General features: G+C 72.8%; 22 protein-coding genes. 18 read left to right on the forward strand and 4 right to left on the reverse strand.

What is annotated here, in order from left to right:
* Window positions 1-543: 543 nt before the first annotated feature.
* From ACIBPB_RS18810 to ACIBPB_RS18840, 7 genes are all read left to right on the forward strand, one after another.
* Window positions 544-1,305: an ABC transporter ATP-binding protein gene (locus ACIBPB_RS18810; protein WP_357323610.1), complete on the forward strand. Its 762-nt coding sequence runs from the start codon at window positions 544-546 to the stop codon at window positions 1,303-1,305.
* Window positions 1,292-1,984 (forward strand): ABC transporter ATP-binding protein, encoded by a 693-nt coding sequence (locus ACIBPB_RS18815; protein ID WP_396840845.1) that lies wholly within the window; start codon window positions 1,292-1,294, stop codon window positions 1,982-1,984. Before ACIBPB_RS18810 ends, ACIBPB_RS18815 begins: the two co-directional genes overlap by 14 nt.
* 40 nt (window positions 1,985-2,024) lie before the next feature.
* The gene (locus ACIBPB_RS18820) at window positions 2,025-3,281 is read left to right on the forward strand and encodes an ABC transporter substrate-binding protein (protein WP_396840846.1); all 1,257 of its coding nucleotides are present in this window, start codon (window positions 2,025-2,027) and stop codon (window positions 3,279-3,281) included.
* A gap of 1 nt (window position 3,282) precedes the next feature.
* A complete protein-coding gene (locus tag ACIBPB_RS18825) occupies window positions 3,283-4,164 on the forward strand; it encodes a branched-chain amino acid ABC transporter permease (protein ID WP_357323620.1) in 882 nt (293 codons plus the stop codon).
* Window positions 4,165-4,226: 62 nt separating this feature from the next.
* Entirely contained in the window at window positions 4,227-5,237 is a 1,011-nt protein-coding gene (locus ACIBPB_RS18830) for a branched-chain amino acid ABC transporter permease (protein ID WP_396840974.1), read from the forward strand.
* A 230-nt stretch (window positions 5,238-5,467) separates the two neighbouring features.
* Window positions 5,468-7,036 (forward strand): MFS transporter, encoded by a 1,569-nt coding sequence (locus ACIBPB_RS18835; RefSeq protein WP_396840847.1) that lies wholly within the window; start codon window positions 5,468-5,470, stop codon window positions 7,034-7,036.
* A gap of 11 nt (window positions 7,037-7,047) precedes the next feature.
* The gene (locus ACIBPB_RS18840; RefSeq protein ID WP_396840848.1) at window positions 7,048-7,656 is read left to right on the forward strand and encodes a TetR/AcrR family transcriptional regulator; all 609 of its coding nucleotides are present in this window, start codon (window positions 7,048-7,050) and stop codon (window positions 7,654-7,656) included.
* Between the two features lie 100 nt (window positions 7,657-7,756).
* Here the strand turns inward: ACIBPB_RS18840 and ACIBPB_RS18845 are convergent, their stop codons facing one another.
* Window positions 7,757-9,676, reverse strand: a complete 1,920-nt coding sequence (locus tag ACIBPB_RS18845; RefSeq protein WP_396840849.1) for a helix-turn-helix domain-containing protein — start codon at window positions 9,674-9,676, stop codon at window positions 7,757-7,759.
* Between the two features lie 14 nt (window positions 9,677-9,690).
* The gene (locus ACIBPB_RS18850) at window positions 9,691-10,473 is read right to left on the reverse strand and encodes a 3-hydroxybutyrate dehydrogenase (protein WP_396840850.1); all 783 of its coding nucleotides are present in this window, start codon (window positions 10,471-10,473) and stop codon (window positions 9,691-9,693) included.
* Window positions 10,474-10,656: 183 nt separating this feature from the next.
* On the opposite strand from ACIBPB_RS18850, the gene ruvC reads away from it, so the two are divergent.
* From ruvC to ACIBPB_RS18890, 8 genes are all read left to right on the forward strand, one after another.
* The gene (gene ruvC / locus ACIBPB_RS18855; protein WP_046566065.1) at window positions 10,657-11,184 is read left to right on the forward strand and encodes a crossover junction endodeoxyribonuclease RuvC; all 528 of its coding nucleotides are present in this window, start codon (window positions 10,657-10,659) and stop codon (window positions 11,182-11,184) included.
* On the forward strand, window positions 11,181-11,783 hold the full coding sequence (gene ruvA, locus ACIBPB_RS18860) for a Holliday junction branch migration protein RuvA (protein WP_396840851.1): 603 nt from the start codon (window positions 11,181-11,183) through the stop codon (window positions 11,781-11,783). The genes ruvC and ruvA overlap by 4 nt, the downstream gene beginning before the upstream one ends.
* Window positions 11,784-12,018: 235 nt before the next feature.
* Window positions 12,019-13,083 (forward strand): Holliday junction branch migration DNA helicase RuvB, encoded by a 1,065-nt coding sequence (gene ruvB / locus ACIBPB_RS18865; RefSeq protein ID WP_396840852.1) that lies wholly within the window; start codon window positions 12,019-12,021, stop codon window positions 13,081-13,083.
* A gap of 139 nt (window positions 13,084-13,222) precedes the next feature.
* On the forward strand, window positions 13,223-13,564 hold the full coding sequence (yajC, locus tag ACIBPB_RS18870; protein ID WP_396840853.1) for a preprotein translocase subunit YajC: 342 nt from the start codon (window positions 13,223-13,225) through the stop codon (window positions 13,562-13,564).
* 223 nt (window positions 13,565-13,787) lie between these two features.
* Window positions 13,788-15,734, forward strand: a complete 1,947-nt coding sequence (gene secD, locus ACIBPB_RS18875; protein WP_396840854.1) for a protein translocase subunit SecD — start codon at window positions 13,788-13,790, stop codon at window positions 15,732-15,734.
* A gap of 1 nt (window position 15,735) precedes the next feature.
* Window positions 15,736-16,926 carry a protein translocase subunit SecF gene (secF, locus tag ACIBPB_RS18880; protein WP_396840855.1) on the forward strand — a complete coding sequence of 397 codons (1,191 nt, stop codon included), beginning with the start codon at window positions 15,736-15,738 and terminating at the stop codon, window positions 16,924-16,926.
* A gap of 104 nt (window positions 16,927-17,030) precedes the next feature.
* Window positions 17,031-17,597 carry an adenine phosphoribosyltransferase gene (locus ACIBPB_RS18885; RefSeq protein ID WP_357323652.1) on the forward strand — a complete coding sequence of 189 codons (567 nt, stop codon included), beginning with the start codon at window positions 17,031-17,033 and terminating at the stop codon, window positions 17,595-17,597.
* Between the two features lie 293 nt (window positions 17,598-17,890).
* Window positions 17,891-20,362 carry a RelA/SpoT family protein gene (locus ACIBPB_RS18890; RefSeq protein ID WP_396840856.1) on the forward strand — a complete coding sequence of 824 codons (2,472 nt, stop codon included), beginning with the start codon at window positions 17,891-17,893 and terminating at the stop codon, window positions 20,360-20,362.
* Window positions 20,363-20,424: 62 nt separating this feature from the next.
* Here the strand turns inward: ACIBPB_RS18890 and ACIBPB_RS18895 are convergent, their stop codons facing one another.
* Both ACIBPB_RS18895 and ACIBPB_RS18900 read right to left on the reverse strand, forming a co-directional pair.
* Window positions 20,425-21,267, reverse strand: a complete 843-nt coding sequence (locus tag ACIBPB_RS18895; RefSeq protein WP_396840857.1) for a peptidylprolyl isomerase — start codon at window positions 21,265-21,267, stop codon at window positions 20,425-20,427.
* A gap of 67 nt (window positions 21,268-21,334) precedes the next feature.
* The gene (locus ACIBPB_RS18900) at window positions 21,335-22,201 is read right to left on the reverse strand and encodes a peptidylprolyl isomerase (protein WP_396840858.1); all 867 of its coding nucleotides are present in this window, start codon (window positions 22,199-22,201) and stop codon (window positions 21,335-21,337) included.
* Window positions 22,202-22,461: 260 nt separating this feature from the next.
* On the opposite strand from ACIBPB_RS18900, the gene ACIBPB_RS18905 reads away from it, so the two are divergent.
* The 3 genes from ACIBPB_RS18905 to ACIBPB_RS18915 are packed head-to-tail and all read left to right on the forward strand — an operon-like array spanning window position 22,462 to window position 25,562.
* On the forward strand, window positions 22,462-23,181 hold the full coding sequence (locus tag ACIBPB_RS18905) for an MBL fold metallo-hydrolase (protein ID WP_396840859.1): 720 nt from the start codon (window positions 22,462-22,464) through the stop codon (window positions 23,179-23,181).
* Window positions 23,182-23,234: 53 nt separating this feature from the next.
* Complete coding sequence (hisS, locus tag ACIBPB_RS18910) at window positions 23,235-24,575, forward strand: histidine--tRNA ligase (RefSeq protein ID WP_357323664.1); 1,341 nt, start codon at window positions 23,235-23,237, stop codon at window positions 24,573-24,575.
* Window positions 24,576-24,626: 51 nt separating this feature from the next.
* Complete coding sequence (locus tag ACIBPB_RS18915; RefSeq protein WP_396840860.1) at window positions 24,627-25,562, forward strand: acyl-ACP desaturase; 936 nt, start codon at window positions 24,627-24,629, stop codon at window positions 25,560-25,562.
* Window positions 25,563-25,706 lie beyond the last annotated feature (144 nt).

Genomic DNA, 25,706 nt, shown 5'->3' on the forward strand with positions numbered 1-25,706 from the left:
GGGCGGCGCTCGACCGGCGGCGGACGGGGTCCCGTCCGGACGTGCGACGCCCGGAGGCCCGCTCGACGCGGCGGCCACCCCCAAACTATCGGCGCAAGTTTCCCGCCGTCCACCCCGGACCGTGCCTCGCCCCGACCCCTACCCGCCGGGCGCCGTCCCGCACCGAACGCCGCGGGCGCCGCCGGCTGCCGTCCCGTGCCGGGCGCCGAGGGCACGGGCTCCGCGGGTGCGGCGGCGTCGACGGCGACCGGTAGGCCCGTCCCCGGCCACGGCGGGGGCGCTCCGGCGGGACGCGGCCGGGGCGCGCCGCGCGGCGGTGGTGCCACCACATGTCGACGCCCGCCGATGACCCCCCGGGCGACGGGGCGCGCCGGCCTGGCCCGCCCACTATGGCGGGCCAGGCCGTCCGCCCGGGGGCGAATGTGTGGTCGGTCGACATGGTTCGATCCGGTGAACGCGCCGTAGGTTTCCTGCACGCGACGGCCCTGTGACCCCGGTCACCGACCTGGCCGCCGCATGGTGGGACCTGCGGAGGGTGTGGCGATGGCCGGGCAAGCGATCCTGTCGGCCCGCGGGCTGACCCGGGACTTCCGGGGCTTCCGGGCCGTCGACGGGGTCGACCTCGACGTGGCGCCGGAGTCCGTGCACGCCCTGGTGGGGCCGAACGGCGCCGGCAAGACCACGCTGTTCAACCTGCTCACCGGCTTCCTGCCGGCCAGCGGCGGGCGGATCGAGCTGGCCGGGCGGGACGTCACCGGCCTGCCCCCGGAGCGGGTCGCCCGGCTCGGGGTGGCCCGCTCGTTCCAGATCACCAGCCTCTTCCCGCAGCTCGCCGCCCGCGAGCACGTCGAGCTGGCGCTCCAGTCGGGCAGCGGGCTGGGCTGGCGGTTCTGGCGCTCGGCGAAGCTGATGCGCCGCTACCGGGAGCGAGCCGACGAGCTGCTCGCCATGGTCGGCCTCGCCGAGCTGGCCGAGGCCCCCGCCGAGGCCCTCGCGTACGGCCGCAAGCGGGCCCTGGAGCTGGCCATCGCCCTCGCCCTCGACCCGAAGGTGCTGCTGCTCGACGAGCCCACCGCCGGCATGGGACTGGAGGACGTCGACCGCACCGTCGACCTGATCGCCACGGTCCGCACGGGCCGCACCGTGGTCATGGTGGAGCACAACATGAGCGTCGTCGGCCGGCTGGCCGACACCGTCACCGTCCTGCAGGCCGGCAAGGTGCTCGTCGAGGGGCCCTACGAGCAGGTCCGCGCCGACGAGCGGGTCATCACCGCCTACCTGGGAGCCGCGGATGCTGCGCATTGAGAACCTCTCCGCCTGGTACGGCGAGGCGCAGGTGCTGCGGGAGGTGAGCCTGGAGGTGGCCGCCGGCGAGGTGGTCACCCTGGTCGGCCGCAACGGGGCCGGCAAGTCCACCCTGCTGCGCAGCGTGATGGGGCTGCACCCCGGCCAGCGGGGCACCGTCACCCTGGACGGTCGGGACATCACCCGGCTGCCGGCGTACCGGCGGGCGCGGGCCGGGCTCGGCTGGGTGCCCGACGACCGGGGCGCGTACGCCACCCTGACCGTCACCGAGAACCTGACCCTGCCGCCCCGGGTCGGTCCCGACCCGTGGTCCCTGGACCGCATCTACGCGGCGTTCCCGGCCCTGCACACCCGGCGCGACTCGCCGGCCACCCGGCTCTCCGGCGGCGAGCAGCAGATGCTCGCCCTGGCCCGGGTGCTGCGGATGGGCGCCCGGCTGCTGCTCTGCGACGAGCCCACCGAGGGCCTGTCGCCGCTGCTCGTGCGGCAGGTCGGCGACCTGCTGCGGGACGCCAAGCGGCACGGCGTGACCGTGCTGCTGGTCGAGCAGAACCTGCACTTCGCCACCGGCGTCGCCGACCGGCACTACCTGCTGGCCGAGGGACGCATCGCGGAGGCGATGGACAACTCCGAGGTGCGCTCGCGGGAGCGCGAGCTGCTGGCGTACCTCGGCATCTGACACGACGGCTGACCCGCGCGGACCGCGCGGTACGAAGGGGATGGACATGCGTAGGAGCGTGGGTGTGGCCGCGGCGTCGGCGGCGGCCTTGCTGGTCGCCGGCTGTGGCGGCGGTGGTCCGCAGTCCGGCGGCGACTCGAAGCTGACCGGCGACAAGATCGTGCTGGGCGTGCTCAACGACCAGTCCGGGGCGTACTCGGAGCTGTCCGGGCGGAACTCGGTCAAGGCCGTGCAGATGGCCATCGCCGACTTCAAGGCCAAGTACGGCGACAAGGCGGTGACCAAGGACATCACCGTGGAGACCGCCGACCACCAGAACAAGCCGGACGTGGCCAACAGCAAGGCCCAGGAGATGTACGACCGCAAGGGCGTCGACGCCATCCTGGACGTGCCGACCTCCTCGGCCGCCCTCAAGGTCGCCGACGTGGCCAAGGAGAAGAAGAAGCTCTACTTCAACATCGGCGCGGCGACCACCGACCTGACCGGCAAGAGCTGCAACAAGTACACGTTCCACTACGCCTACGACACCTACATGCTGGCGCACGGCACCGGCACGGTGACCACCGAGCAGGTCGGCAAGAACTGGTACATCCTCTACCCGAACTACGCCTTCGGGCAGGACATGGAGAAGAGCTTCTCCGCGGCCATCAGCGCGGCCGGCGGCCAGGTGGTCGGCAAGGACGGCGCGCCGTTCCCGAACACCAGCGGCGACTACTCCTCGTTCCTGCTCAAGGCGCCCACGTTGAACCCGAAGCCGCAGGTGCTCGGCACCATGCAGGCCGGCGCCGAACTGGTCAACGTGGTCAAGCAGTACAACGAGTTCAAGCTGCGGGACAAGGGCGTCGGGCTGGCCGTCGGCCTGATGTTCATCACCGACATCCACTCGCTCACCCCGGCCGCGCTGGCCGGCACCACCTACACCGACGCCTGGTACTGGAACTTCGACCAGCAGAACCGGGAGTGGGCGGACAGGTTCCAGCAGGAGACCGGCACCCGGCCGTCGTTCGCCCACGCGGCCAACTACTCCGCGGCCATGCAGTACCTGGAGGCGGTGCAGGCCGCCGGCACGGACGACGCGGACACCGTGGTCAAGGGGCTGGAGGGCAAGGAGATCAACGACCTGTTCCTGCGCAACGGCAAGATCCGCGCCGAGGACCACCGGGTCATCCACGACGCCTACCTGGCCCAGGTGAAGCCGCAGGCCGAGGTCGGCGAGCCGTGGGACTACGTGAAGATCCTCAAGACCATCCCGGCGGCCGAAGCGTTCCGCGCCCCGTCCCCGGACTGCACGCTCTGACATGTCCGGGTTCCTGCAGAACACGTTCAACGGGTTGGTGGGCGGGGCGTTCTACGCCCTGCTCGCCCTCGGGCTCGCGGTCATCTTCGGCATGCTGCGGGTGGTGAACTTCGCCCACGGCGCCTTCTACATGCTCGGCGCGTTCGGGGCGTACGTGCTGCTCGCCGAGGCGGGCGTGCCGTTCTGGGCGGCCCTGGTGATCATGCCGCTGGCGCTGGGCCTGCTCGGGATGGCGCTGGAACGGGCGGTGATCCACCGGCTGACCCGGCTGGACCCGCTCTACAACTTCCTGTTCACCTTCGGCCTGACGCTGATCCTCCAGGACCTGGTGAAGTCCCGGTACGGCGTGCAGTCCAGCCCGTACGCCACGCCGGCCGAGCTGAGCGGGACGGTCGACTTCGGGCTCTTCGACTTCCCCACGTACCGGGTCTTCATCCTCGGCTTCACGGTGCTGCTCTGCGTCGCCGTGTGGTGGGTGCTGGGGCGGACCCGGATCGGCACGGTGGTCCGGGCGGCCACCGAGCGGCCGGAGCTGACCCGGGCCCTCGGCATCGACGTGGGCCGGTGGGTCACCCCGGTGTTCGGCTTCGGCATCGCCCTCGCCGGGCTGGCCGGGGTCCTCGCGGCCCCGATGCGCGCGGTCAATCCGCTGATGGGCGCCGACCTGATCATCGTGGTCTTCGCGGTGGTGGTGATCGGCGGCCTCGGCTCCATCTTCGGTTCGGTGGCGGCCGGCTTCGGCATCGGGCTGGTCCAGGCCTGGGGCGAGGCGTACCTGTCGGACTTCCCGATCGTGTCGCAGACCGTCGTCTTCGTGGTGATGGCCGCGGTGCTGCTCTGGCGCCCGGCCGGCCTGTTCGGCCGTGAGGAGGCCCCGGCGTGAGCGCGCGGAGTGAGCCGGGTCTGCGAGCCGGGCAGCCGCCGACCGAGGGGGCGACGAGCGGCGTGGTGGACACTCCCGCCGGGGAGGCGGCCCGCCCGGCGCCCCCGTCCGGGCTGCTCACCGTGGCCCGGGCCCCCGGCTGGGTCCGGTACGCCCTGCTCGCCGCCGGCCTGGTGGCGGCGCTCTGGCTGCCCAACGGGCTCTACCCGGCGGTGGCCGTGGACATCCTCTGCTGGGCGCTCTTCGCCGTCTCGGTGGACCTGCTGCTCGGCTTCACCGGGCTGATGTCCTTCGGGCACGCCGCGTTCTGGGGCACCTCGGCGTACGTGACCGGTCTCGTCGCGATCCACGCCGGCCTGCCCTTCCCGCTGGCGGTGCTGGCCGGGGCCCTGGCGGCGGCGCTGCTCGCGGTGCCGATCGGCTACCTGGCGGTCAAGCGGACCGGGATCTACTTCGCGATGGTTACGCTGGCCTTCGCGCAGCTGGTCTACTACGTGGCCAACGAGTGGCGGTCGGTCACCCAGGGCGAGAACGGCCTGCAGGGCGTGCCCCGGGAGTTCTTCGGGCTCGACCTCACCGACGACTACTACTTCTACTACGCGATCCTGCCGATCGTGCTGCTCGGGCTCGCCGCGGCCTGGCGGATCGTGCACTCGCCGTTCGGCCGGGTGCTGGTCGGCATCCGGGACAACCCGGCCCGGGCCCGCGCGCTCGGCTATCCGGTGCACCGCTACAAGCTGACCGCGTTCGTGCTCTCCGGGTTCCTGGCCGGGCTGGGCGGCGGGCTCTTCGCGGTCGGCCACCGGTTCGTCTCGCTGGACGTGCTGCACTGGACCACCTCCGGCAAGGCGGTCATCGTGGTGGTGCTCGGCGGCATCGGCACGCTGTGGGGCGGGGTGCTCGGCGCGGCCCTGGTGGTGCGCCTGGAGGACTGGCTGTCGTTCTCCGGGTTCGAGGCGATCGGCCTGGTCACCGGCGGCATCTTCGTCCTGGTGGTGCTGCTGTTCCGGCGCGGCATCTGGGGCACGGTCGCCCAGTGGGCGCTGCGCCGGCGAGGGCTGCGGCGCCGGTGACCCTGCCGCGGTGGCGGCCCGACAACCACCGCCCCCGACGAACCCCCCGACGGCCGAGCGCCGCCGGGGGGTTCGTTTCGTGGTCGGCCGGTCCGGGCGGGCGGTGGGTGACCTGGACCACAAACGATACGAACCGGTTCCGTATCGAAACCTTCTCACCTAGGCTCGTCGTCGTTACGAGTCTGCCCCGTATCGTATTTGGATGCGGGGGAACCGGGGGGAGAAACCGCGTGGAACTGCACGAGAACACCGGACACCCGAGGAGGTGGGCGATCCTGGGGGTGCTGGTGATCAGCCTCCTGGTGGTCGTCCTCGACAACACCATCCTCAACGTCGCCCTGCGCACCCTCGCCGACCCGGTGCACGGCCTCGGGGCCAGCCAGGGCGAGCTGGAATGGGCGATCAACTCCTACACCCTGGTCTTCGCCGGGTTGCTGTTCACCTTCGGCGTCCTCGGCGACCGCCTCGGCCGCAAGCGCTTCCTCATGATCGGTCTGATCCTGTTCGGGCTCGCCTCGCTGCTCTCCGCGTACGCCCAGGACCCGGCCCAGCTGATCGTCACCCGCGCGCTGATGGGCATCGGCGGCGCCGCCATCATGCCGGTGACCCTGTCGATCATCTCCAACGTCTTCGACCCCCGCGAGCGGGGCCGGGCCATCGGCGTCTGGGCCGGCGCGGTCGGCCTCGCCGTGGCGATCGGCCCGGTCCTCGGCGGCGCCCTGCTCGAGCACTACTGGTGGGGCTCGGTCTTCCTGATCAACGTGCCGGTGGTCCTGCTCGGGGTGGTGCTGGTCGCCGCCCTGGTCCCGGAGTCCCGCGACCCGAAGCCGGGCCGGGTCGACCTGCTCGGCGTGCTGCTCTCCGTGGTCGGCCTGGTCGCCCTCACCTACGGCATCATCGACGGCGGTGAGCACGGCTTCGGCCGGCCGCAGGTCTGGGTCGCGATCGCCGGTGGACTCGCCGTGCTCGGCTGGTTCATCACCCACGAGCTGCGCAGCGACCACCCGTCGCTGGACGTCCGCCTGTTCCGGGTGCCCCGGTTCGCCGCCCCGGTGGCGCTGGTCGGGCTGGTCTTCTTCGCCGCCATGGGCGTGCTGTTCTTCAACGCGTTCTACCTGCAGCTGGTGCGCGGCTACAGCCCGCTGGAGACCGGCCTGCTCTTCCTGCCCTTCGCCGCCGCCCAGCTGTTCTTCGCCCCGCGCAGCGCGGCGATGGTCCGCCGGTTCGGCGGCCGGGCGGTCGCGGTGGTCGGCCTCGTCCTGACCGCGGTGTCGCTGGGCGGCTTCGTCCTCGTCGACGCGGTCACCCCGATCTGGGTGGTGCTGGTCCTGACCTTCGTCCAGGGCGTCGGCATGGCGAACATCATGCCGCCGGCGACCGAATCGATCATGTCCGCGCTGCCCCGGGAGAAGGCCGGCGTCGGGTCGGCGGTCAGCAACACGGTCCGGCAGGTGGCCGGCGCGCTGGGCGTCGCGGTACTCGGCTCGGTGCTCTCCGCGGTCTACCGGTCCGAGATCGCCTCGGCGCTGGGCGGCCTGCCCGCCCCGGCCCGGGACGCCGCCGAGGAGTCCATCTCCGGCGCGTACGCGGCCGCGGCCCAGCTCGGGCCGGTGGCGCCCCGGCTGATCTCGGCGGCCAACGACTCGTTCGTGGCGGCGATGCACTGGGCGGCCGGGTTCTCCGCGGTGGTGGCCCTGCTCGGCGTCGTGATCGCGCTGCGCTGGATGCCGGCCCGCCCGGCGGCGGCCCCGGCCGAGGTCCGGCCGGCCACCGAGCCGGAGTTGGCCGGGACCGCGTAGGTTCAGCGACAATGTCTGACATGAACTCCACCGCAGATGCTCCGCGGTCGCCCGGGCGACCGCGGAGCGTCCGCGCGGACGAGGCGATCATCGAGGCCACCCTCGACCTGCTCGCCGAGGGCAGCACCCTCGAGGCGCTCTCCATCGAGGCGATCGCCGCCCGCGCCGGCGTCGGCAAGGCCACCATCTACCGCCGCTGGCCGGGCAAGGACGCGCTGCTGATGGACGCGCTGCGCCGGCTCAAGGGGGTCCCGCCCCAGCCCGCCGGGGAGTCCGTCCGCGACGACCTGGTGCTGCTGGTCGGCGCGATCGGCCACAACGTCGACCCGCGGGCCACCAAGATCATGCCGTGCCTGGTGCCCGAGGTGAACCGCAGCCCGGACCACTACCAGCTCTACCAGAACATGATCGAGCCGCGCCGGAAGCTGATGCGCGAGGTGCTGCGGCGCGGGGTTGCCAGCGGCGAGCTGCGCGCCGACCTCGACATCGAGCTGGCCATCGCGCTGCTCGCCGGCCCGATGCTGGTCCAGCGGGTGCTGCGCTGGCACCCCGAGCTGGACGACCGGGTCCTGCCCGAGCACATCGTGGACAGCGTGCTGGGGGGCCTGCGCGCCCGCTGAGCACGACCCGGCCGGTGGCTGCCCGGCCGGTGGGAGAGACACGCGCCGCCCCGGCCGGTGGGACGCGCGCCGCCCCGGCCGGTTCTTCCGCCGGCCGGGGTCAGTCCTCCGGGGCGCGCAGCCGGTGCAGGCGTAGCGCGAGCTGCACCTCCAGGGCCCGCTCCGGCCGCTGCCAGTCCGTGCCGAGCAGCTGGCCGACCCGCTCCAGCCGCTGGGTCACCGTGTTGACGTGCACGTGCAGCAGCTCGGCGGCCCGGGCCAGGCTGCCGCCCACCCCGAAGTACGCCTCCAACGTCTTGACCAGCGCGGTGCCCCGGCGAGCGTCGTAGTCGATCACCGGACCCACCGTGGCGGTGAGGAACCGCGCCACGTCCCGGTCGCCCGAGTCGCCCACCGCGCCCAGCAGCAGCCCCACGAAGCCCAGCTCGGCGGTGCTCGCCCCCTGCCCGGCGCGGCCCAGCGCGCCCAGCGCGGTCAGGCAACGCTCCGCCTCGGCGAACGTGGCCGCCAGCGACGCCGGCCCGCTCGACGGGCCGCTGGCCCCGGCGGTCACCGGCCGACCGGTCACCCGGGACAGGTCCCGGGCCACCGCCCGCGCCGCCCCGCCCGCGTCCCGACCCGGCAGCATCAGCACCACCCGGCCGTCGCGCGCCGCCGCCAGCCCGCCCCGGGTCGAGGCGTACGTGGTGGCCCAGGAGAGCACCCGCTGCCGGGCCGAACCGGTCGCCGCGAACGCGTCGTCGCCGACCGCCACCAGCACGTGCGGCGCGTCCAGGTCCACCCCGAGCCGGCGGGCCCGGCTGCGCAACGCGTCGGCGTCCCGCAGCGGCCGGGCGATCAGGTCGTCCAGCAGCTCGCCGCGCACCCGCCCCTCCGCCTCGGCCACGGTCCGGCGGAACAGCAGCAGCAACGCGGTGACCAGCGCGGCCCGCTCCAGGATCCGCTGGTCGGCGTCGACCAGCTCACCGTCCGGGCGCAGCACCAGCGCGCCCAGGTTCTCCGCGCCGGCCACCACCGCGGCGTACCAGAGCGGACCCCGGCGCACGCTGCGCCCCTCGGTCCGGGACGCGGCCACCGCCTCGACGATGTCGGCCCGGTCCGGCTCCTCGATCTCGCCGACCCGGGCCAGCCGCCGCCCCTCGGCGTCCAGCGCCAGCAGCGCCCCGCCGAGCACCTCGGTGACCGCCGCGGCCACGTCCTCCATCCCGCCGCCGCGCAGCACCAGCGCGGTCATCCGGTCGTGCGCGGCCGCGGCCCGCTCCACCGAGCTGCTGTGCGCCCGGATCGTGCTGTTCGCCGCCGACAGCTCCTCCAGCGCCGACCGGGTCTCCGCCAGCAGCCGGGCCGTGTCGATCGCCACCGCCGCGTGCGCGGCGAGCGAGACCAGCAGCGACACCTCCTCCCGGGCGAACGGCCGGGCCGACCGGTTGGCCGCGTAGAGCACGCCGATCACGCTGGACCCGAGCCGCAGCGGCACGCCCAGGATGGCCACCAGGCCCTCCTCGCCCACCCCGCCGTCGATCTCCCCGGTGTGCTTGAACCGCTCGTCCTCCTGGTAGTTCGAGGTGACGTACGGGGTGCCGGTCTGCGCCACCAGCCCGCCCAGCCCGTCGCCCATCTCCAGCCGCAGCCGCTGGAACCGCGCCGAGATCGACCCGTCGGTGACCCGCATGTACGTGTCGCCGCGCTCCTCGTCGTTGAGCGTCATGTACGCCACGTCGGTGCCGAGCAGGATCCGGGCCCGGTGCACGATCGCCCGCAGCACGTCGTCCAGGTCGCGCAGCCCGGCCAGGTCGCTGGCCGTGTCGTACAGGCCGGACAGCTCGGTCTCCCGGCGCCGGCGGCGCGCCAGCAGCGCGCGGACCCGCAGCGCCACCACCTTCGCCTGCTCCAGCTCGGCCAGCCGGTCGGCGGGCAGCCCGGCGGCCCGGGCGGCGACCAGCGGGCCCTCGAACTCGACGGCGGCGGCCTCCCGGGCCAGCAGTTCCAGGAACTCGACCGGCGACGACATGACCGACATTGTGCGCGCGGCCACTAGTTGGCCGTCCAGCCCCCGTCGAGGGCGATCGAGGCACCGGTGATGAACGCGGCCGGCGGCGAGCAGAGGTACGCCACCAGCTCCGCCACCTCCTCCGGTTCGATCAGCCGCTTGATCGCCGCCCGGGCCAGCATGATCTTCTCGACCACCTCGTCCTCGCCGATGCCGTGGCTGGCCGCCTGGTCGGCGATCTGGCTCTCCACCAGCGCGGTCCGCACGTACGCCGGATTGATGCAGTTGGCGGTCACCCCGTGCGCGGCGCCCTCCAGCGCCACCACCTTCGACAGCCCTTCGAGGGCGTGCTTGGCCGAGACGTAGGCGGCCTTGAACGGCGAGGCCCGCAGCCCGTGCACGGAGGAGATGTTCACGATCCGGCCCCAGCCGCCGGCGTACATGTGCGGCAGGGCGCGCCGGATCAGCAGGAACGGCGCCTCCACCATCACCCGCTGGATGTACTCGAAGCGCTCGGTGGGGAAGTCCTGCACCGGCGCCACGTGCTGCAGTCCGGCGTTGTTGACCACGATGTCCACGGCCGCGTCGAGCCGGTCCACCGCCGCCGGGTCGGCCAGGTCGATCCCCTCGGCCCGCCCGCCCGCCTCGGCGGCGACCGCCCTGGCCGCTGCCACGTTGCGGTCCACCACCAGCACCGCCGCGCCGGCCGCCGCCAGCCGCAGGGCACAGGCCCGTCCGATGCCGCTGCCACCACCGGTCACCAGGGCACTGCGACCGGAGAGGTCGACGCGTACGACGTGGGGGACCGCCACGGGTTCTGCCGTCATGGCGCACAAGCTACGAGCTGGGTGGTCGGCGGCACATGGGGCCGCGACACATACTCGACCGATTCAGTGTGTGGCGGATTACGGCCCGCCCGGGCCGGTGGGCGTGTCCCGCCCGACCGCCGTCCGGCGGCACCAGTAGGGTGTCGAACACACGTACTGCTGGTGGCTCGGGGAGGAGGCGGCGTGCGGGTGCTCGGCGTCGACCCGGGGCTGACCCGGTGCGGGGTCGGCGTGGTCGAGGGCGTGCCGGGGCGGCCCTGCACGCTGGTCGCCTACTACGTCGTCTACACCGATCCGGCCGACGAGCTGCCGCTGCGCCTGCTGCACCTGGACCGTTCGCTCACCGACCTGGTGGCCGAGCACCGGCCGGACGCGGTCGCCGTCGAGCGGGTCTTCACCCAGCACAATGTCCGCACCGTGATGGGCACCGCCCAGGCCAGCGGGATCGCCGTGCTCGCCGGGGCGCGGGCCGGCCTGCCCGTGCAGACCTACACGCCGAGCGAGGTCAAGGCGGCGGTGACCGGCTCCGGTCAGGCCGACAAGGCGCAGATGACCACGATGGTCACCCGGCTGCTGCGGCTGCCCGAGCCGCCCCGGCCGGCCGACGCCGCCGACGCCCTGGCCCTGGCCATCTGCCACATCTGGCGCGGCGGCACCCGGTCCAAGCTGGCCGCCGCGGCCGAGCGGGCACGACGAGGAGGACTGCGATGATCGCCAGCGTGCGCGGCACGGTGACCGCGACCGCCCCGGACCACGCGGTGGTGGAGGTGGGTGGCATCGGCCTCGCCGTGCAGTGCGCCCCGGCCACCCTGGCCGACCTGCGGGTCGGCCAGCCCGCGCGGCTCGCCACCAGCCTGGTGGTGCGGGAGGACTCGCTCACCCTCTACGGCTTCGCCGACGACGACGCCAAGCAGCTCTTCGAGCTGCTCCAGACCGCCAGCGGGGTGGGTCCGCGGCTGGCCCAGGCGGTGCTCGCCGTGCACACCCCGGACGCGGTCCGCAAGGCCATCGCCAACGCCGACACCGCCGCGCTGACCCGGGTGCCCGGCATCGGCAAGAAGGGCGCCGAACGCCTCGTGCTGGAGCTGCGCGACCGGATCGGTCCGGTGCCGGTCGGGCCGGACGGCGCCGCCGGGGTGACCGTGGGCGCCTGGCCCGAGCAGGTCCGCCAGGCGCTGGTCGGGCTGGGCTGGACGGCCGGCCAGGCCGAGCAGGCGGTGGCCGCCGTCGCGGAGACCGTCGACGGCGAGACGCCCCCCGTGCCGGTCCTGCTCAAGCAGGCCATCCGCCTGCTGGGCCGCACCCGATGATGAGCGCGAGGAGTGAGCCGGGTTTGCGAGCCCCGCAGTCGCGAATGAAGGTCAGCCCATGAGCGCGAGGAGTGAGCCGGGTTTGCGAGCCCCGCAGTCGCGAATGAAGGTCAGCTGATGAGCGCGAGGAGTGCGCCGGGTTTGCGAGCCCCGCAGTCGCGAATGAAGGTCACCTGATGAGCGCGAGGAGTGCGCCGGGTTTGCGAGCCCCGCAGTCGCGAATGAAGGTCAGCTCATGACGGGGGAGAACCTGGTCTCGGCGTACGTCGGCGACGGCGAGTTGGACGCGGAGGCCAGCGTCCGGCCGAAGCGCCTGGACGAGTTCATCGCCCAGCACCGCGTCCGCGACCAGCTCGACCTGCTGCTCAAGGGCGCGATGCGGCGCGGCTCCCCGCCCGACCACATCCTCCTCTCCGGGCCGCCTGGCCTCGGGAAGACGACGTTGGCCAACATCGTGGCCGCCGAGCTGGGCTCGGGGATCCGGGTGACCAGCGGCCCGGCGATCGAGCGCTCCGGCGACCTGGCCGCGATCCTGACCAGCCTCACCGAGGGCGACGTCCTGTTCATCGACGAGATCCACCGGATCGCCAAGCCGGCCGAGGAGCTGCTCTACAGCGCCATGGAGGACTTCCGGGTCGACGTGGTGGTCGGCAAGGGTCCGGGCGCCACCGCCATCCCGCTGGACGTCGAGCCGTTCACCCTGGTCGGCGCGACCACCCGGTCCGGTCTGCTGACCGGCCCGATGCGGGACCGGTTCGGTTTCGTCGCCCACCTCGACTTCTACGCGCCGGCCGACCTGGAGTCGCTGCTGCACCGCTCGGCCCGGATCCTCGGGGTGCCGATCACCGGCGAGGGCGCGGCCGAGATCGCCGGCCGGTCCCGGGGCACCCCGCGGATCGCCAACCGGCTGCTGCGCCGGGTGCGCGACTTCGCCGAGGTCCGGGCCGACGGGGTGGTCACCCTGGAGACCGCCCGGGCCGCGCTCACCGTGTACGACGTCGACGCCCTCGGGCTGGACCGGCTGGACCGGGCGGTGCTCTCCGCGCTGGTCGACTCGTTCCGGGGTGGCCCGGTCGGGCTCTCCACCCTGGCCGTGGCGGTGGGGGAGCAGCCGGACACCGTGGAGGAGGTCTGCGAGCCGTTCCTGGTGCGGGCCGGCCTGCTGGCCCGGACCCCCCGGGGCCGGGTCGCCACCGAGGCGGCCTGGCACCACCTGGGGCGTACCCCGCCGAATGGTACATTTGGCGCGGATGCTCCTCCGGTGCCCGATCTGTTCTCGGCCCAGACCGATCAGCCGTGATGCGAACGTGATCTGTGCCGCATTCGGCGTTCCCAGGAGCACGGACTAGACTTCGCCGCGGTCTGTACAGGACGTGAGAATCCGCCTCCGCTCCGGCGCCCTCGGGCTCGGACGAAGGCCAATGGGAAGGTCAACAACTGTGCCTCTCGCACAAACCGGTAGCGGGGCCGGCGGTCTGACGCCGATCCTCATGATCGCCCTGCTCTTCGGGGTCATGTACTTCATGATGATCCGCCCGCAGCAGAAGCGGCGCCGCGAGGCCGAGCAGATGCAGTCCCAGCTCGGCCCGGGCGACGAGGTGGTCACCATCGGCGGGCTCTACGGCACCGTCGTGGCCGTCGAGGACGACAGCGTCCTGCTGGAGGTCGCGCCGGGCGTGCAGACCCGGTACGCGCGCCCCGCGATCGCCCGGGTCACCACCCGTGCCGAGCAGCCGACCGCCGAGCCGGTCAGCGAGGACGCGGAGTCGGTCAAGGAGTGAGCCGCCGGCCCCCGGACGGGGCAGCGGATTCGTCGACACAAGTGGATAGTTGGGGCGGCGTCCGCCGCCGACAGGCGAGTGCCCGCCCGGTGCCCCCGCGCCGGGTCCGGTAGCCGCGCCGGCCGGTGACGCCGACCCGCCAGAGGAGTCGGGCGGACACCCCCGGCCCGACCTTTCGTCGCCGCTGCCCAGCGGTGCGACCGTACAGGGAGACAAGACAGCCGTGGCACCACCTCAGGGACAGATGCGCCCCGGACGGCAGTTGGCCGTGCTCGGGCTCATCTTCGTCGTCCTCTATCTCTTGGTGTTCTTCTCGGGCGGCGCCAGCGGTGGCTGGAAGGACCGGTTGGAGCCCCGGCTCGGCCTGGACCTCATCGGCGGCACCCGGCTGACGCTCGAGGCCACCAACACCGTGGACGGCAAGCCCCCGACCGCCGCCAACCTCGAAGAGGCGCGCCAGATCATCGAGAACCGGGTCAACGCCTACGGCGTGGCCGAGGCCGAGGTGGTCACCGAGGGCAACCGGAACATCGTCATCTCCCTGCCCGGTCAGAACCGGGACCTGACGAACGTCGGTGAGGCCGCCGAGCTGCGCTTCCGCAAGGTGCTCAAGGCCACCGACGGCAGCGGCGCGACCGCCCAGCCGGCCCCGTCGGCCAGCGCGACCCCGAACCCGTCCGGCAGCGCGACCCCGAAGCCGTCCGGCAGCGCCACCCCGAAGCCGTCCGGCAGCGCGTCGCCGAAGGTGACCGCCGGCGCGGGCGCCAAGGCCAGCGCGTCGCCGAGCGCCGGCGGGCAGGGCGGCATGGCCCCCACGCCGAGCGCCAGCGCCGCCGCGCCGACCGCGTCGGCCACGCCGAGCGCCGCCGCGCCGAGCCCGAGCGCCAGCGCCGAGCCGGTGCCGCAGAGCATCGAGCAGCAGCGCAAGGCCATCGAGCAGAAGGTGGGCGCGGCCGCCTGGGCCGCCGCCTCCGGCCTGCAGGCGCCGGCCGACCTGGCGACCGACCCGTCGCTGGCCGACAAGCTCAAGCCGTTCGGCACGCTCTCCCCGCAGGAGGTCGCGGTGCTGCCGGTCGGGATCCAGTTCAACGTCCCGACCATCACCTGCGCCCAGCTCGACAAGCGGCCGGCCGCCTCGATCAAGAACGAGAACGAGCAGGCGGTGGCCTGCGAGTCCGGCGCCAAGTACCTGCTCGACAAGGCCAAGGTGCTGGGCACCGACGTCGACGACGCCAACGCGGTGCTCGACCAGACCAGCTCCTGGGTGGTCAGCCTCAACTTCACCGGCAAGGGCCAGGAGAAGTGGACCGCGCTGACCCGCGAGGCGTTCAACAACGAGGGCCAGGCCTGTGACCAGAGCGCGCTCGGCCAGGACGGCAAGTGCCGGGTCGCCGTGGTGCTGGACAACGAGATCGTCTCCTCGCCGGAGATCCAGGGCGTGCTGACCGGTGACTCGCAGATCACCGGCAGTTTCGACAACAAGTCGGCCAACGCGCTGGCCAGCCAGCTCCGCTACGGCGCGCTGCCGGTGACCTTCGAGCCGCAGGAGCAGCAGAACGTCACCGCGACGCTGGGTGACAGCCACCTGAAGGCGGGCCTGCTCGCGGCCGGCATCGGCATGCTGCTGGTCATCATCTACTCGTTCTTCTACTACCGGCTGCTCGGCTCGGTCATCTTCCTGAGCCTGGTGCTCTCGGCGTTGCTGGTCTTCGGCGCGCTGGTGGTGCTCGGCCGGTCGATCGGCTTCACCCTCACCCTCGCCGGCATCGCCGGCATGATCGTGTCACTCGGTGTGGCGGCGGACTCGTTCGTCATCTACTTCGAGCGGCTCAAGGACGAGATCCGCGAGGGACGCAGCCCGCGCAGCGCGGTGCCGCGGGCGTGGGTCCGGGCCCGCCGGACGATCATCTCGGCGAACGCCATCACCCTGATGTCCGCCGTGGTGCTCTACATCGTCTCGGTCGGCGCGGTGAAGGGCTTCGCCTTCGCGCTCGGCCTGGCGACGGTCCTCGACCTGGTCGTCGTCTTCCTCTTCCGTCACCCGATCATGACGATGTTCGCCCGGACCCGGGCGTTCCTGTCCCCGCGGGTCAGCGGTCTGGGCCGCGCCCTGCCGGCCCGGTCGGCCGAGCAGGCCACCGCTCGCAACCCGCGCGTCAAGGAGGCCTGAGATGGCTAAGAGTGGTCTGGCGTCCCGGCTCTACCGGGGCGAGGCCGATCTCAACATCGTCGGCCGGCGCAAGCTCTGGTTCGCCGTCGCCGGTGTGCTGGTGCTGATCGCCGTGCTCAGCTTCGCGGTCCGCGGCTTCAGTCTCGGTATCGAGTTCGCCGGCGGCAACTCGTTCCAGGTGCCGGCGAGCGTCGGCACGCTGGACCAGGCGGAGGACAAGGTCAACGCGGCGCTCGCGGCCAAGGGCGACGGCGCCACGGTGGTCACCGCGCAGAAGGTCGGCGGCACCAGCGGCGAGTACTACGAACTGCGCACCGGCCAGCTCACCGCGGAGCAGGCCAACGAGGTCAAGACCGAGATGGCGCAGTCGTTCGGCATCCAGGCCGACGAGATCAGCGGCAGCCAGGTCTCCGAGGCGTGGGGCAGCCAGGTCACCTCCCGGGCCCTGCTCGGTCTGCTGATCTTCGTGGCCGTGGTGGCGATCTACCTGATCCTCCGCTTCGAGTGGCGGATGGCGGCCGCCGCGATCGCGTCGCTCTTCACCAACCTGCTGCTCACCGCCGGCATCTACTCGCTGGTCGGTTTCGAGGTCACCCCGTCGACGATCATCGGCTTCCTCACCATCCTGGGCTTCGCGCTCTACGACGTGGTGGTGGTCTTCGACAAGGTTCAGGAGAACACCCGGGGCATCACCGCGAGCAACAACACCACCTACGGCGAGGCGGCCAACCTGGCGCTCAACCAGAGCCTCATGCGGTCGCTGAACACCTCGGTGGTCGCCCTGCTCCCGGTCGGCGGCCTGCTCTTCATCGGCGCCGGCCTGCTCGGCGCGGGCACCCTGAAGGACCTCGGTCTGGTGCTCTTCGTCGGTATGGCGGTGGCGTTCCTGACCTCGATCCTGCTGGCCACCCCGCTGCTGGTGCTGCTGAAGAACCAGGACCCGCGGATCAGCGCGCACAACAAGCGGGTGCTGGCCCGCCGGAGCGCCATCGCCCGGGGCGAGCTCACCCCGAAGGGCGCGCCGCGCGCCCCGGCGACGGCCGAGCAGGCCATCGACGCGGAGGCGGCGGCCCTGGCCGGCGCCGCCCCGAAGGTGGGCGCCCGGCCGGCCGGCAAGCGCCCCACCGGCGCCCGGGGCGGCCGCCCCACCGGCGGCGGGGGCAACCGGCCGGGCGGCGCGAAGCGCCGCTGAGCCGGACCGGGGCGACCCGGTAGGAACCGACCGGACGGCGTCCGCCATGCTGTGCGAGCAGCATGACGGACGCCGTCGTCGTTCGAAGGGACATGGGACGTACCGTGACGGAGACGCACACCAGCGGGGTACGGGGAGACAGCGGCCCGGAGGTCGCCCGGCTGGTCGCCAGCCGGGTGCTGGACGTGCCCGACTTCCCGAAGCCGGGGGTCATGTTCAAGGACCTGATGCCGCTCTTCGCCGACGGCCGGGTCTTCCGCGAGGTGATCGACGGGATCGTCGCGTACCACGGGCGTGACTCGTTCGACACGGTGGCCGGCATCGAGGCGCGCGGCTTCGTGCTGGCTGCGGCCATCGCGTACGCCACCGGGGTCGGCGTGGTGCCGGTGCGCAAGGCCGGCAAGCTGCCCCGGGCCACCCACTCGGCCTCCTACGCGCTGGAATACGGCGAGGCGACGCTGGAGGTGCACCAGGACGCCTTCACCGCCGGCCGCCGGGTGCTCGTGGTCGACGACGTGCTCGCCACCGGCGGCACCGCCGAGGCCACCCTCGACCTGGTCGAGCGGGCCGGCGGCACGGTCGCCGGCTTCACCGTGCTGCTGGAGTTGGGCTTCCTCAAGGGGCGGGAGCGGCTGGCGCCGCGTCCGGTCCATGCCCTGCTGACCGTTTGACGTCCCGGCCCGTCGGGCGGACCCACCGGGGTCCGTCCGGCGGAGCGGCGACGTACCCTGCGTGCGGGTAGCATTGCCCATTGCTGACCGGGCGGGTGACCGCCCGGCGGTGCGACGACCGGCCGGACGGCCGGCGCGGCGCGCGGTCGCCGGGACCGTGAGGTCCCCCGGTGGCCGGACGCGAGCCACGTCGACCGGGGGCGGTCGGCGCGGAACAACGCCGGCCCCCGGGCTGGTTGAACAGGACGTCGGCCGCACGGCCGGCGCATCCCCGGCGAGCGGTGAGGAGGCCGGTGTCCCACGATGTCGTCCCTCCGGTGGAGGGCGCGGTGCACCCGACAGGCGACGCGGACGGCTCGGTGACCGAGCGCAACGGCAACCCGCCGGCCCGGGTGACGGGCGGTTCCGGCAGTGGGTCCGACGCCACGGCGGACGGCGGGGCGGTCGTGGTGCCGTTCCCGGCCGACGCCCCGGCGGACACCTCGCCCGGCGGTGGTTTCGCCCTGTCCAACGCGCCGACCGGTCGGCGGGTGCGTGCCCGCCTGGCCCGGTTCAACGCGCCCTGGCAGACCTCGCAGGTCAGCGAGGTGCTGGAGCCGCTGATCGCGACCCACCGGGAGAACCACCCCAAGGCCGACGCCCGGCTGCTGCAGCGCGCCTTCGACACGGCCGCGCGCTGGCACTCGGGTCAGTACCGCAAGTCCGGTGACCCCTACATCACCCACCCGCTCGCGGTCGCCACCATCCTGGGCAACCTGGGCATGGACACCACCACCCTGGTCGCGGCGCTGCTGCACGACACCATCGAGGACACCGAATACACGCTTGACGCGATGCGCGCCGACTTCGGCGGCGAGGTGGCCCTGCTGGTCGACGGCGTCACCAAGCTGGACAAGGTCAAGCTCGGCGACGCGGCCAAGGCCGAGACCATCCGCAAGATGGTCGTGGCGATGGCCAAGGACCCCCGGGTCCTGGTGATCAAGCTGGCTGACCGGCTGCACAACATGCGTACGCTGACCTTCCTGCCCCGGCCCAAGCAGGAGCAGAAGGCCAAGGAGACGCTGGAGATCCTGGCCCCGCTGGCGCACCGCCTCGGTATGAACACCATCAAGTGGGAGCTGGAGGATCTGGCCTTCGGCACCCTGTTCCCGAAGCGGTTCGAGGAGATCAACCGGCTGATCGGCGAGCACCAGCCGCAGCGCGAGGCGCTGCTGCGGCAGGTGACGCAGAAGGTGTCCACCGACCTCAAGGCCGCCAAGATCAAGGCGGAGACGACCGGCCGGCCGAAGCACCTCTACTCGATCTACCAGAAGATGATCGTGCGGGGGCGTGACTTCAACGACATCTACGACCTGGTCGGGGTGCGGATCTTGGTCGACACGGTGCGGGACTGCTACGCGGCGCTGGGCGTGATCCACGCCAACTGGCAGCCGGTGCCGGGCCGGTTCAAGGACTACATCGCGATGCCCAAGTTCAACATGTACCAGTCGTTGCACACGACGGTCATCGGGCCCACCGGCAAGCCGGTGGAGATGCAGATCCGCACCTACGCGATGCACCGCACCGCCGAGTTCGGCATCGCCGCGCACTGGAAGTACAAGGAGCACAAGGGCACCCCGGTGGTCGGCCCGCCGGCGCACATCGACGAGATGACCTGGCTGCGCCAACTGCTGGACTGGCAGCGGGAGGCGGCCGACCCGAGCGAGTTCCTCGACGCGCTGCGGTTCGACCTGTCCAGCCAGGAGGTGTACGTCTTCACCCCGAAGGGTGACGTCATCCCGCTGCCGACCGGGTCGACGCCGGTGGACTTCGCGTACGCGGTGCACACCGAGGTCGGGCACAAGTGCATCGGGGCCCGGGTCAACGGCAAGCTGGTGCCGCTGGAGTCGACGCTGTCCAACGGCGACGTGATCGAGATCTTCACCTCGAAGTCCGACACGGCCGGCCCGACGCAGGACTGGCTGGGTTTCGTCAAGAGCCCGCGCGCCCGCACCAAGATCCGGCAGTACTTCAACAAGGAGCGGCGCGAGGAGGCGATCGAGGCCGGCAAGGACTCGATCGTCAAGGCGATGCGCAAGCAGGGCATGCCGCTGCAGCGGATGCTCACCTCGGACGCGCTGATGGCGATCGCCCGGGACCTGCACCTGGCCGACGTCGCCTCGCTCTACGCGGCGGTCGGCGACAGCCAGGTCTCGGCCCAGTCGGTGGTGCAGAAGCTGATGGCCGCGTACGGCGGCGAGGAGGGCGCGGCGGAGGACATCGCCGAGACCGCCGTCGCCACCCGGCCGCCGCGCAGCCGGCAGAGCAGCAGCGACCCGGGCGTCGTCGTCCGGGGCGTCAGCGACGTCTGGATCAAGCTGGCCCGCTGCTGCACGCCGGTGCCGCCGGACGCCGTCTTCGGCTTCGTCACCCGCTCCGGCGGGGTGAGCGTGCACCGGGACGACTGCGCCAACGCCGAGGACCTGCGGGCCCAGAGCGAGCGGGTGGTCGAGGTGAGCTGGAAGCTGACCTCGGCCTCCACCTTCCTGGTCGCCATCCAGGTCGAGGCGCTGGACCGGCACAAGCTGCTCGCCGACGTCACCCGGGTGCTCTCCGACGAGCGGGTCAACATCCTCTCCGCGACGGTCACCACCACCCGGGACCGGGTGGCGGTGAGCCGGTTCAGCTTCGAGATGGCCGACCCGAAGCACCTCGGGCACCTGCTGGCCGCGGTGCGCAAGGTCGACGGGGTGTTCGACGCCTACCGGGTCACCTCCGGCGCCTGATCGGGCACACGGAAAAGCGCCCGCCGGCTGAGGCCGGCGGGCGCTTTCGCGTGACGGGCGGGTCAGCCGCCCTGGATGTCGCTCATCGTCAGCTTGTTGATGACGATCTCCTTCTTCGGGTGACCGCCGCCGGCCTGCTGGGCGAAGGCGCCGTCGTCACCGGCCGCCGCCACCTGCTTCACCACGTCCATGCCACCGGTGATGGTGCCCAGGACGGTGTAGTTGGGGTCGAGCGGGGAGTCGCCGTAGACGATGAAGAACTGGCTGCCGGTGCTGCCGGGCTGGCCGGAGTTGGCCATCGCGATGACGCCCTCCGGGTACGGCGGCCGCTGGTCGGTGGGGAGGTTCTCCTCGGCCAGGGTGTAGCTCGGCCCGCCGGTGCCGTCGCTCTGCCGCCAGCCCTTGCCGGTGGCGCTCGGGTCGCCGCACTGGAGCACCTTGATGCCCGAGGTGACCAGGCGGTGGCACTTGGTGTTGTCGAAGAAGCCCTTGCTGGCCAGGTGGGCGAAGCTGCCGGCGGTGCAGGGCACCTTGCTGCGGTCCAGCTTCGCGGTGATCGGGCCCAGGTTGGTGTCGATGGTCATCGTCTGGGTGCCCTTGTTGCTCTGCTGGTTGTCCGGCAGGCCGACGTCCTTGACCTGCTTGGAGCGGGCCTCGGCGGGGACCTCGGTGTAGACGCACTGGGAGAAGCCGGCCGTGGTCGCGGCGTTCTGCTTCTTGTCGTCGTCGCCGCCGAGCGAGGTGGCCAGCCAGACGGTGCCGGCGACCACGAGCACCAGCACGGCCGCGGCCCCGACGATCGCCTGCGTCTGCCGGCGCTTGCGGGCCCGGGTGGCCCGCTCGGCCATCTCCCGCTCGAGTCGGGCCCGCGCCGCCGCGCGCTGCCGCTCTCTCGTGGACGTCACGGTCACTCCTCCGGTGTTTCTCGGGTGCGGCGCTGCCGCTGCTGCTCAGGGGTCGGGTCGGGCCGGGTCAGCCGGCGCTGGGGCTGGCCGAGGGCGCGCTGGTGGCGGCCGGGGCGTTCTGCACCTCGCCGACGGTGAGGCTCTGGATCACCACGTCCGTCTTTGGCTTGACCTTGGCACCGCTGCCATTGTCCACGGTCGGCAGCGCCCCGATCTTCGCCAGCACGTCGAGGCCGCCGGTGATCTTGCCGATCACCGGGTACTTCGGCTCCGCCGGGTTGAAGTCCTTGAAGAAGAGCAGGAACTGGCTGCCGTTCGCCCCCGGCGGGTTCGCGATCATGGCGACCGTGCCCTTCGGGTACGCCGGCGCCGGCGCGGGCGCCCCCGAGGCCGACGGGCTCGGCGCCGGGGTCGGCACGTTCTCGTCGTAGAACGAGTACGTCGGGCCGCCGATGCCGGTGCCGCTCGGGTCGCCGCAGCGCAGCGCCCCCTCGGTGGTGATCTCGTGGCAGGTGGTGTTGTCGTAGAACGACCGGCCGGCGAGGTGGGCGATGCTCGCCGCGGCGCACGGGGCGGAGGCGAGGTCGAGCTCGGCGGTGATCGGGGCGCCCTGGTTGGTGGTGACCGTCATCGGGCGGGTGCCGGAGGTGGGCAGGCCGGTGGTGCCCGGCCGGCCGACGTCCTTGAGGTTGGCGTTGGCGCCGCCGTCCTGGGGGGTCCAGAGGCAGACGTCCTCGGCGGCCTTCTGGGCCGGCTTCGAGTCGAACGCGCCGAGCGCCCAGGCCGAGCCGAGCACGATCAGCGCGAGCACCACCGCGGCGCCCACGCCGGCCTGGATCTGCCGGCGGCGCTTCGCCGCGGCGGCCCGCCGGGCGAGCTGCCGGTCGAGCTTCGCCCGCGCCAGTTTGCGCTGCCGGTCCCTGCTGGAAGCCACCCGTGCTCCCCTTCCTCTGCCCTGGTCCTCGCCGGCGTCCGGGCGGTGTCCGCCCGGCGGTGCGCAGGTGCGCCACGCCACACGCCCGCCAGAGTGTACGGGTACCGACTGGGAAAGTGGTGTACGAGGTACGGCCCCGGTTTATCGGGCGGTGTCACTGTGCCGGCTGGGGCCACCGGGACCGGTGGGCCGGCGAAACCGGGTGGCCGGTGCGACTAGGCTGCGGGGAGGACGACGAGCGGACGGAGAGGGGAGCGGACGTGCTGGTTGCCGGCTTTCCCGCGGACGCCTTCGGCACCAACTGCTACGTGGTGGCGACGGCGCCGGGGGAGCAGTGCGTGGTGGTCGACCCCGGCATCGGGGTGCTCGACCGGCTCGACGCCGTCCTCGCCGAGCACCGCCTGCACCCGGCCGCCGTGCTGCTCACCCACGGCCACCTGGACCACACCTTCTCCGTCGCGCCGGTCTGCGGCGCCCGCGGCATCCCCGCGTACGTCCACCCGGACGACCGGGAGTTGCTCGCCGACCCGAGCAAGGCGCTCTCGATGGACCTGACCCAGCTCTTCGGCGGCCGGCTGCCCTACGCCGAGCCGGAGGACGTGGCCGAGCTGACCGACGGCGCCACGCTCCGCCTCGCCGGGTTGGAGATCACCGTCGACCACGCCCCCGGCCATACCGGCGGGTCGGTGCTGTTCCGGATGCCCGGCGCCGGCTCGCCCTGGGAGGCCGAGCAGATCTGCCTCTCCGGTGACGTGCTCTTCGCCGGCTCGATCGGCCGCACCGACCTGCCGGGCGGCAGCCTGCCCCGCATGCTGTCCAGCCTCCGGGAGAAGGTCCTCCCGCTGGCCGACGACACCGTCGTCCTGCCCGGCCACGGCCCCGCGACCACCATCGGCCGCGAGCGCGCGAGCAACCCGTACCTCATCGAGGTGGCGGAGTCCGGCGACGCGCGCCCGGCCGCGCCCACCGGCGGCCTGTAGCCGCCGCGCCCACGACGTCCCCGCGCGGACCGCGCGGGATCAAGGAGTACGCCATGAGCAAGCCCACGCCCATCTCCGGCTTCCCGGAGTGGACGCCCGCCCAGCGGATGATCGAGCAGTTCGTGCTCGACCGGATCCGCGCCACCTTCGAGCTGTACGGCTTCGCCCCGCTCGAAACCCGCTCGGTCGAGCCCCTCGACCAGCTGCTGCGCAAGGGGGAGACCTCGAAGGAGGTCTACCTGCTGCGCCGGCTCCAGGCCGACAGCGACGGTCCGGCCGGCGACGACTCCCTCGGGCTGCACTTCGACCTGACCGTGCCGTTCGCCCGGTACGTGCTGGAGAACGCCGGCAAGCTCCAGTTCCCGTTCCGCCGCTACCAGATCCAGAAGGTGTGGCGGGGCGAGCGCCCGCAGGAGGGCCGCTACCGGGAGTTCCTCCAGGCCGACATCGACATCGTCGACCGGGACACCCTGCCGGCGCACTACGAGGCGGAGATGCCGCTGGTCATCGGCGACGCGCTGCGCTCGCTGCCGATCCCGCCGGTCCGCATCCAGGTCAACAACCGCAAGATCTGCGAGGGCTTCTACCGGGGCGTCGGGCTCACCGAGCCGGAGGCGGCGCTGCGCGCGGTCGACAAGCTCGACAAGATCGGCCCGGCGAAGGTGGCCGAGCTGCTGGCGGAGACCGCCGGGGCGAGCGAGGCGCAAGCCAAGGCGGTGCTGGCGCTGGCCGAGATCTCCGCGCCGGACGCCTCCTTCGCCGACGCGGTGCGTGCCCTGGGGGTGACCGACCCGCTGCTCGACGAGGGCATCGCCGAGCTGGTCGCGGTGGTCGAGACCGCCGCCGCGCACGCGCCCGGGCTCTGCGTCGCCGACCTGCGCATCGCCCGCGGCCTGGACTACTACACCGGCACCGTCTACGAGACGCAGATGATCGGGTACGAGCGGTTCGGCTCGGTCTGCTCCGGCGGCCGGTACGACAACCTCGCCAGCTCCGGCAACGTCCGCTTCCCCGGGGTGGGCATCTCCATCGGGGTGACCCGGCTGCTCGGCCTGCTCTTCGGCGCGGGCGCGCTGTCGGTCTCCCGGGACGTGCCGACCTGTGTGCTGGTCGCGGTGACCGCCGAGGAGGAGCGGGCGGCCAGCAACCGGGTGGCCGAGGCGCTGCGTTCACGGGGCATCCCGACCGAGGTCTCGCCGAGCGCGGCCAAGTTCGGCAAGCAGATCCGGTACGCCGAGCGGCGCGGCATCCCGTACGTCTGGTTCCCCGGCGCCGAGGGCGACGAGGTGAAGGACATCCGCTCCGGTGCGCAGGTGGCCGCGGCGGCGGGGGAGTGGACGCCACCCCGGGCGGACCTGAAGCCGCTGGTGGGACCGGCCGCCGCTGGCGCCTGACGACGATTGGACCTACGGTGGCGTAAGTTACGCCACCGTAGGGAGATCGCCGTGACCGTGCTCAGCCAGACCGCCCTGCTCCACGAGCTCGAACCCGTGGTCGAGAAGAACCTCGACCGGCACCTGTCCCTCGCCAAGGAGTGGTTCCCGCACGAGTACGTGCCGTGGAGCGAGGGGCGGACCTTCGACGGGCCGCTCGGCGGCGAACCCTGGACCGAGGGCGACTCGACCATCCCCGACGTGGCCCGGACCGCGCTGATCGTCAACCTGCTCACCGAGGACAACCTGCCCTCGTACCACCACGAGATCGCCACCCTCTTCGGCCGCGACGGCGCGTGGGGCACCTGGGTGCACCGGTGGACGGCCGAGGAGGGGCGGCACGGCACCGCCATCCGGGACTACCTGACGGTGACCCGGGCGGTCGACCCGGTGGCCCTCGAGCGGGCCCGGATGACCCACATGTCGGCGGGCTACGTCAACGTCCACGACGACGAGGTGCTGCACTCGCTGGCGTACGTCTCGTTCCAGGAACTGGCCACCCGCATCTCGCACCGCAACACCGGCCGGGCCACCGGCGACCCGGCGTGCGAGGCGCTGCTGGCCCGGGTGGCCGCCGACGAGAACCTGCACATGGTCTTCTACCGCAACCTGCTCGGCGCGGCCTTCGACCTGGCCCCGTCCCAGGCCATGCGCGCGGTCGCCGACGTGCTGGCCGACTTCCAGATGCCGGGCGTCGGCATCGACGGCTTCGCCCGCAAGTCGGTGGCCATCGCCCTGGCCGGCATCTACGACCTGCGCCAGCACCGCGACGAGGTGGTCGTCCCGGTGCTGCGCCAGTGGAACATCTTCGAGGTGACCGGCCTGGACGCCGACGGCGAGACGGCCCGCGACCAGATCGCCGCCCACCTCGACACCCTGGACACCCAGGCCACCCGCTTCGAGGACAAGCGCGCCGCCCGCGCCGCCCGCCTAGCCACCCGCCCCTAACCGCGGCCCCTCCCCGCCCGCCCCTAACCGCGGCCCCTCCCCGCCCCGCCCTTACCCGCCCCGTCCTCCCGCCCCCGCCGCCCCTCCCCGCCCTCTCCCGCCCCTCCTTGGTGCGCGTCGATCAAGGAGTTGTGGTGGTGAACA

Source organism: Micromonospora sp. NPDC049836 (assembly GCF_044465125.1).
In the GTDB taxonomy this organism is placed as follows: domain Bacteria; phylum Actinomycetota; class Actinomycetes; order Mycobacteriales; family Micromonosporaceae; genus Micromonospora.

Bases quoted from the DNA above. Each gene is read 5' to 3' on its own strand.
- ruvA (WP_396840851.1), top strand. From the start codon at position 11,181: ATGATCGCCAGCGTGCGCGGCACGGTGACCGCGACCGCCCCGGACCAC.
- ACIBPB_RS18850 (WP_396840850.1), bottom strand. From the start codon at position 10,473: ATGACGGCAGAACCCGTGGCGGTCCCCCACGTCGTACGCGTCGACCTC.
- ACIBPB_RS18825 (WP_357323620.1), top strand. From the start codon at position 3,283: ATGTCCGGGTTCCTGCAGAACACGTTCAACGGGTTGGTGGGCGGGGCG.
- ACIBPB_RS18820 (WP_396840846.1), top strand. From the start codon at position 2,025: ATGGACATGCGTAGGAGCGTGGGTGTGGCCGCGGCGTCGGCGGCGGCC.
- ACIBPB_RS18815 (WP_396840845.1), top strand. From the start codon at position 1,292: ATGCTGCGCATTGAGAACCTCTCCGCCTGGTACGGCGAGGCGCAGGTG.
- ACIBPB_RS18845 (WP_396840849.1), bottom strand. From the start codon at position 9,676: ATGTCGGTCATGTCGTCGCCGGTCGAGTTCCTGGAACTGCTGGCCCGG.
- secF (WP_396840855.1), top strand. From the start codon at position 15,736: ATGGCTAAGAGTGGTCTGGCGTCCCGGCTCTACCGGGGCGAGGCCGAT.
- ruvB (WP_396840852.1), top strand. From the start codon at position 12,019: ATGACGGGGGAGAACCTGGTCTCGGCGTACGTCGGCGACGGCGAGTTG.
- ACIBPB_RS18840 (WP_396840848.1), top strand. From the start codon at position 7,048: ATGTCTGACATGAACTCCACCGCAGATGCTCCGCGGTCGCCCGGGCGA.
- hisS (WP_357323664.1), top strand. From the start codon at position 23,235: ATGAGCAAGCCCACGCCCATCTCCGGCTTCCCGGAGTGGACGCCCGCC.
- ACIBPB_RS18810 (WP_357323610.1), top strand. From the start codon at position 544: ATGGCCGGGCAAGCGATCCTGTCGGCCCGCGGGCTGACCCGGGACTTC.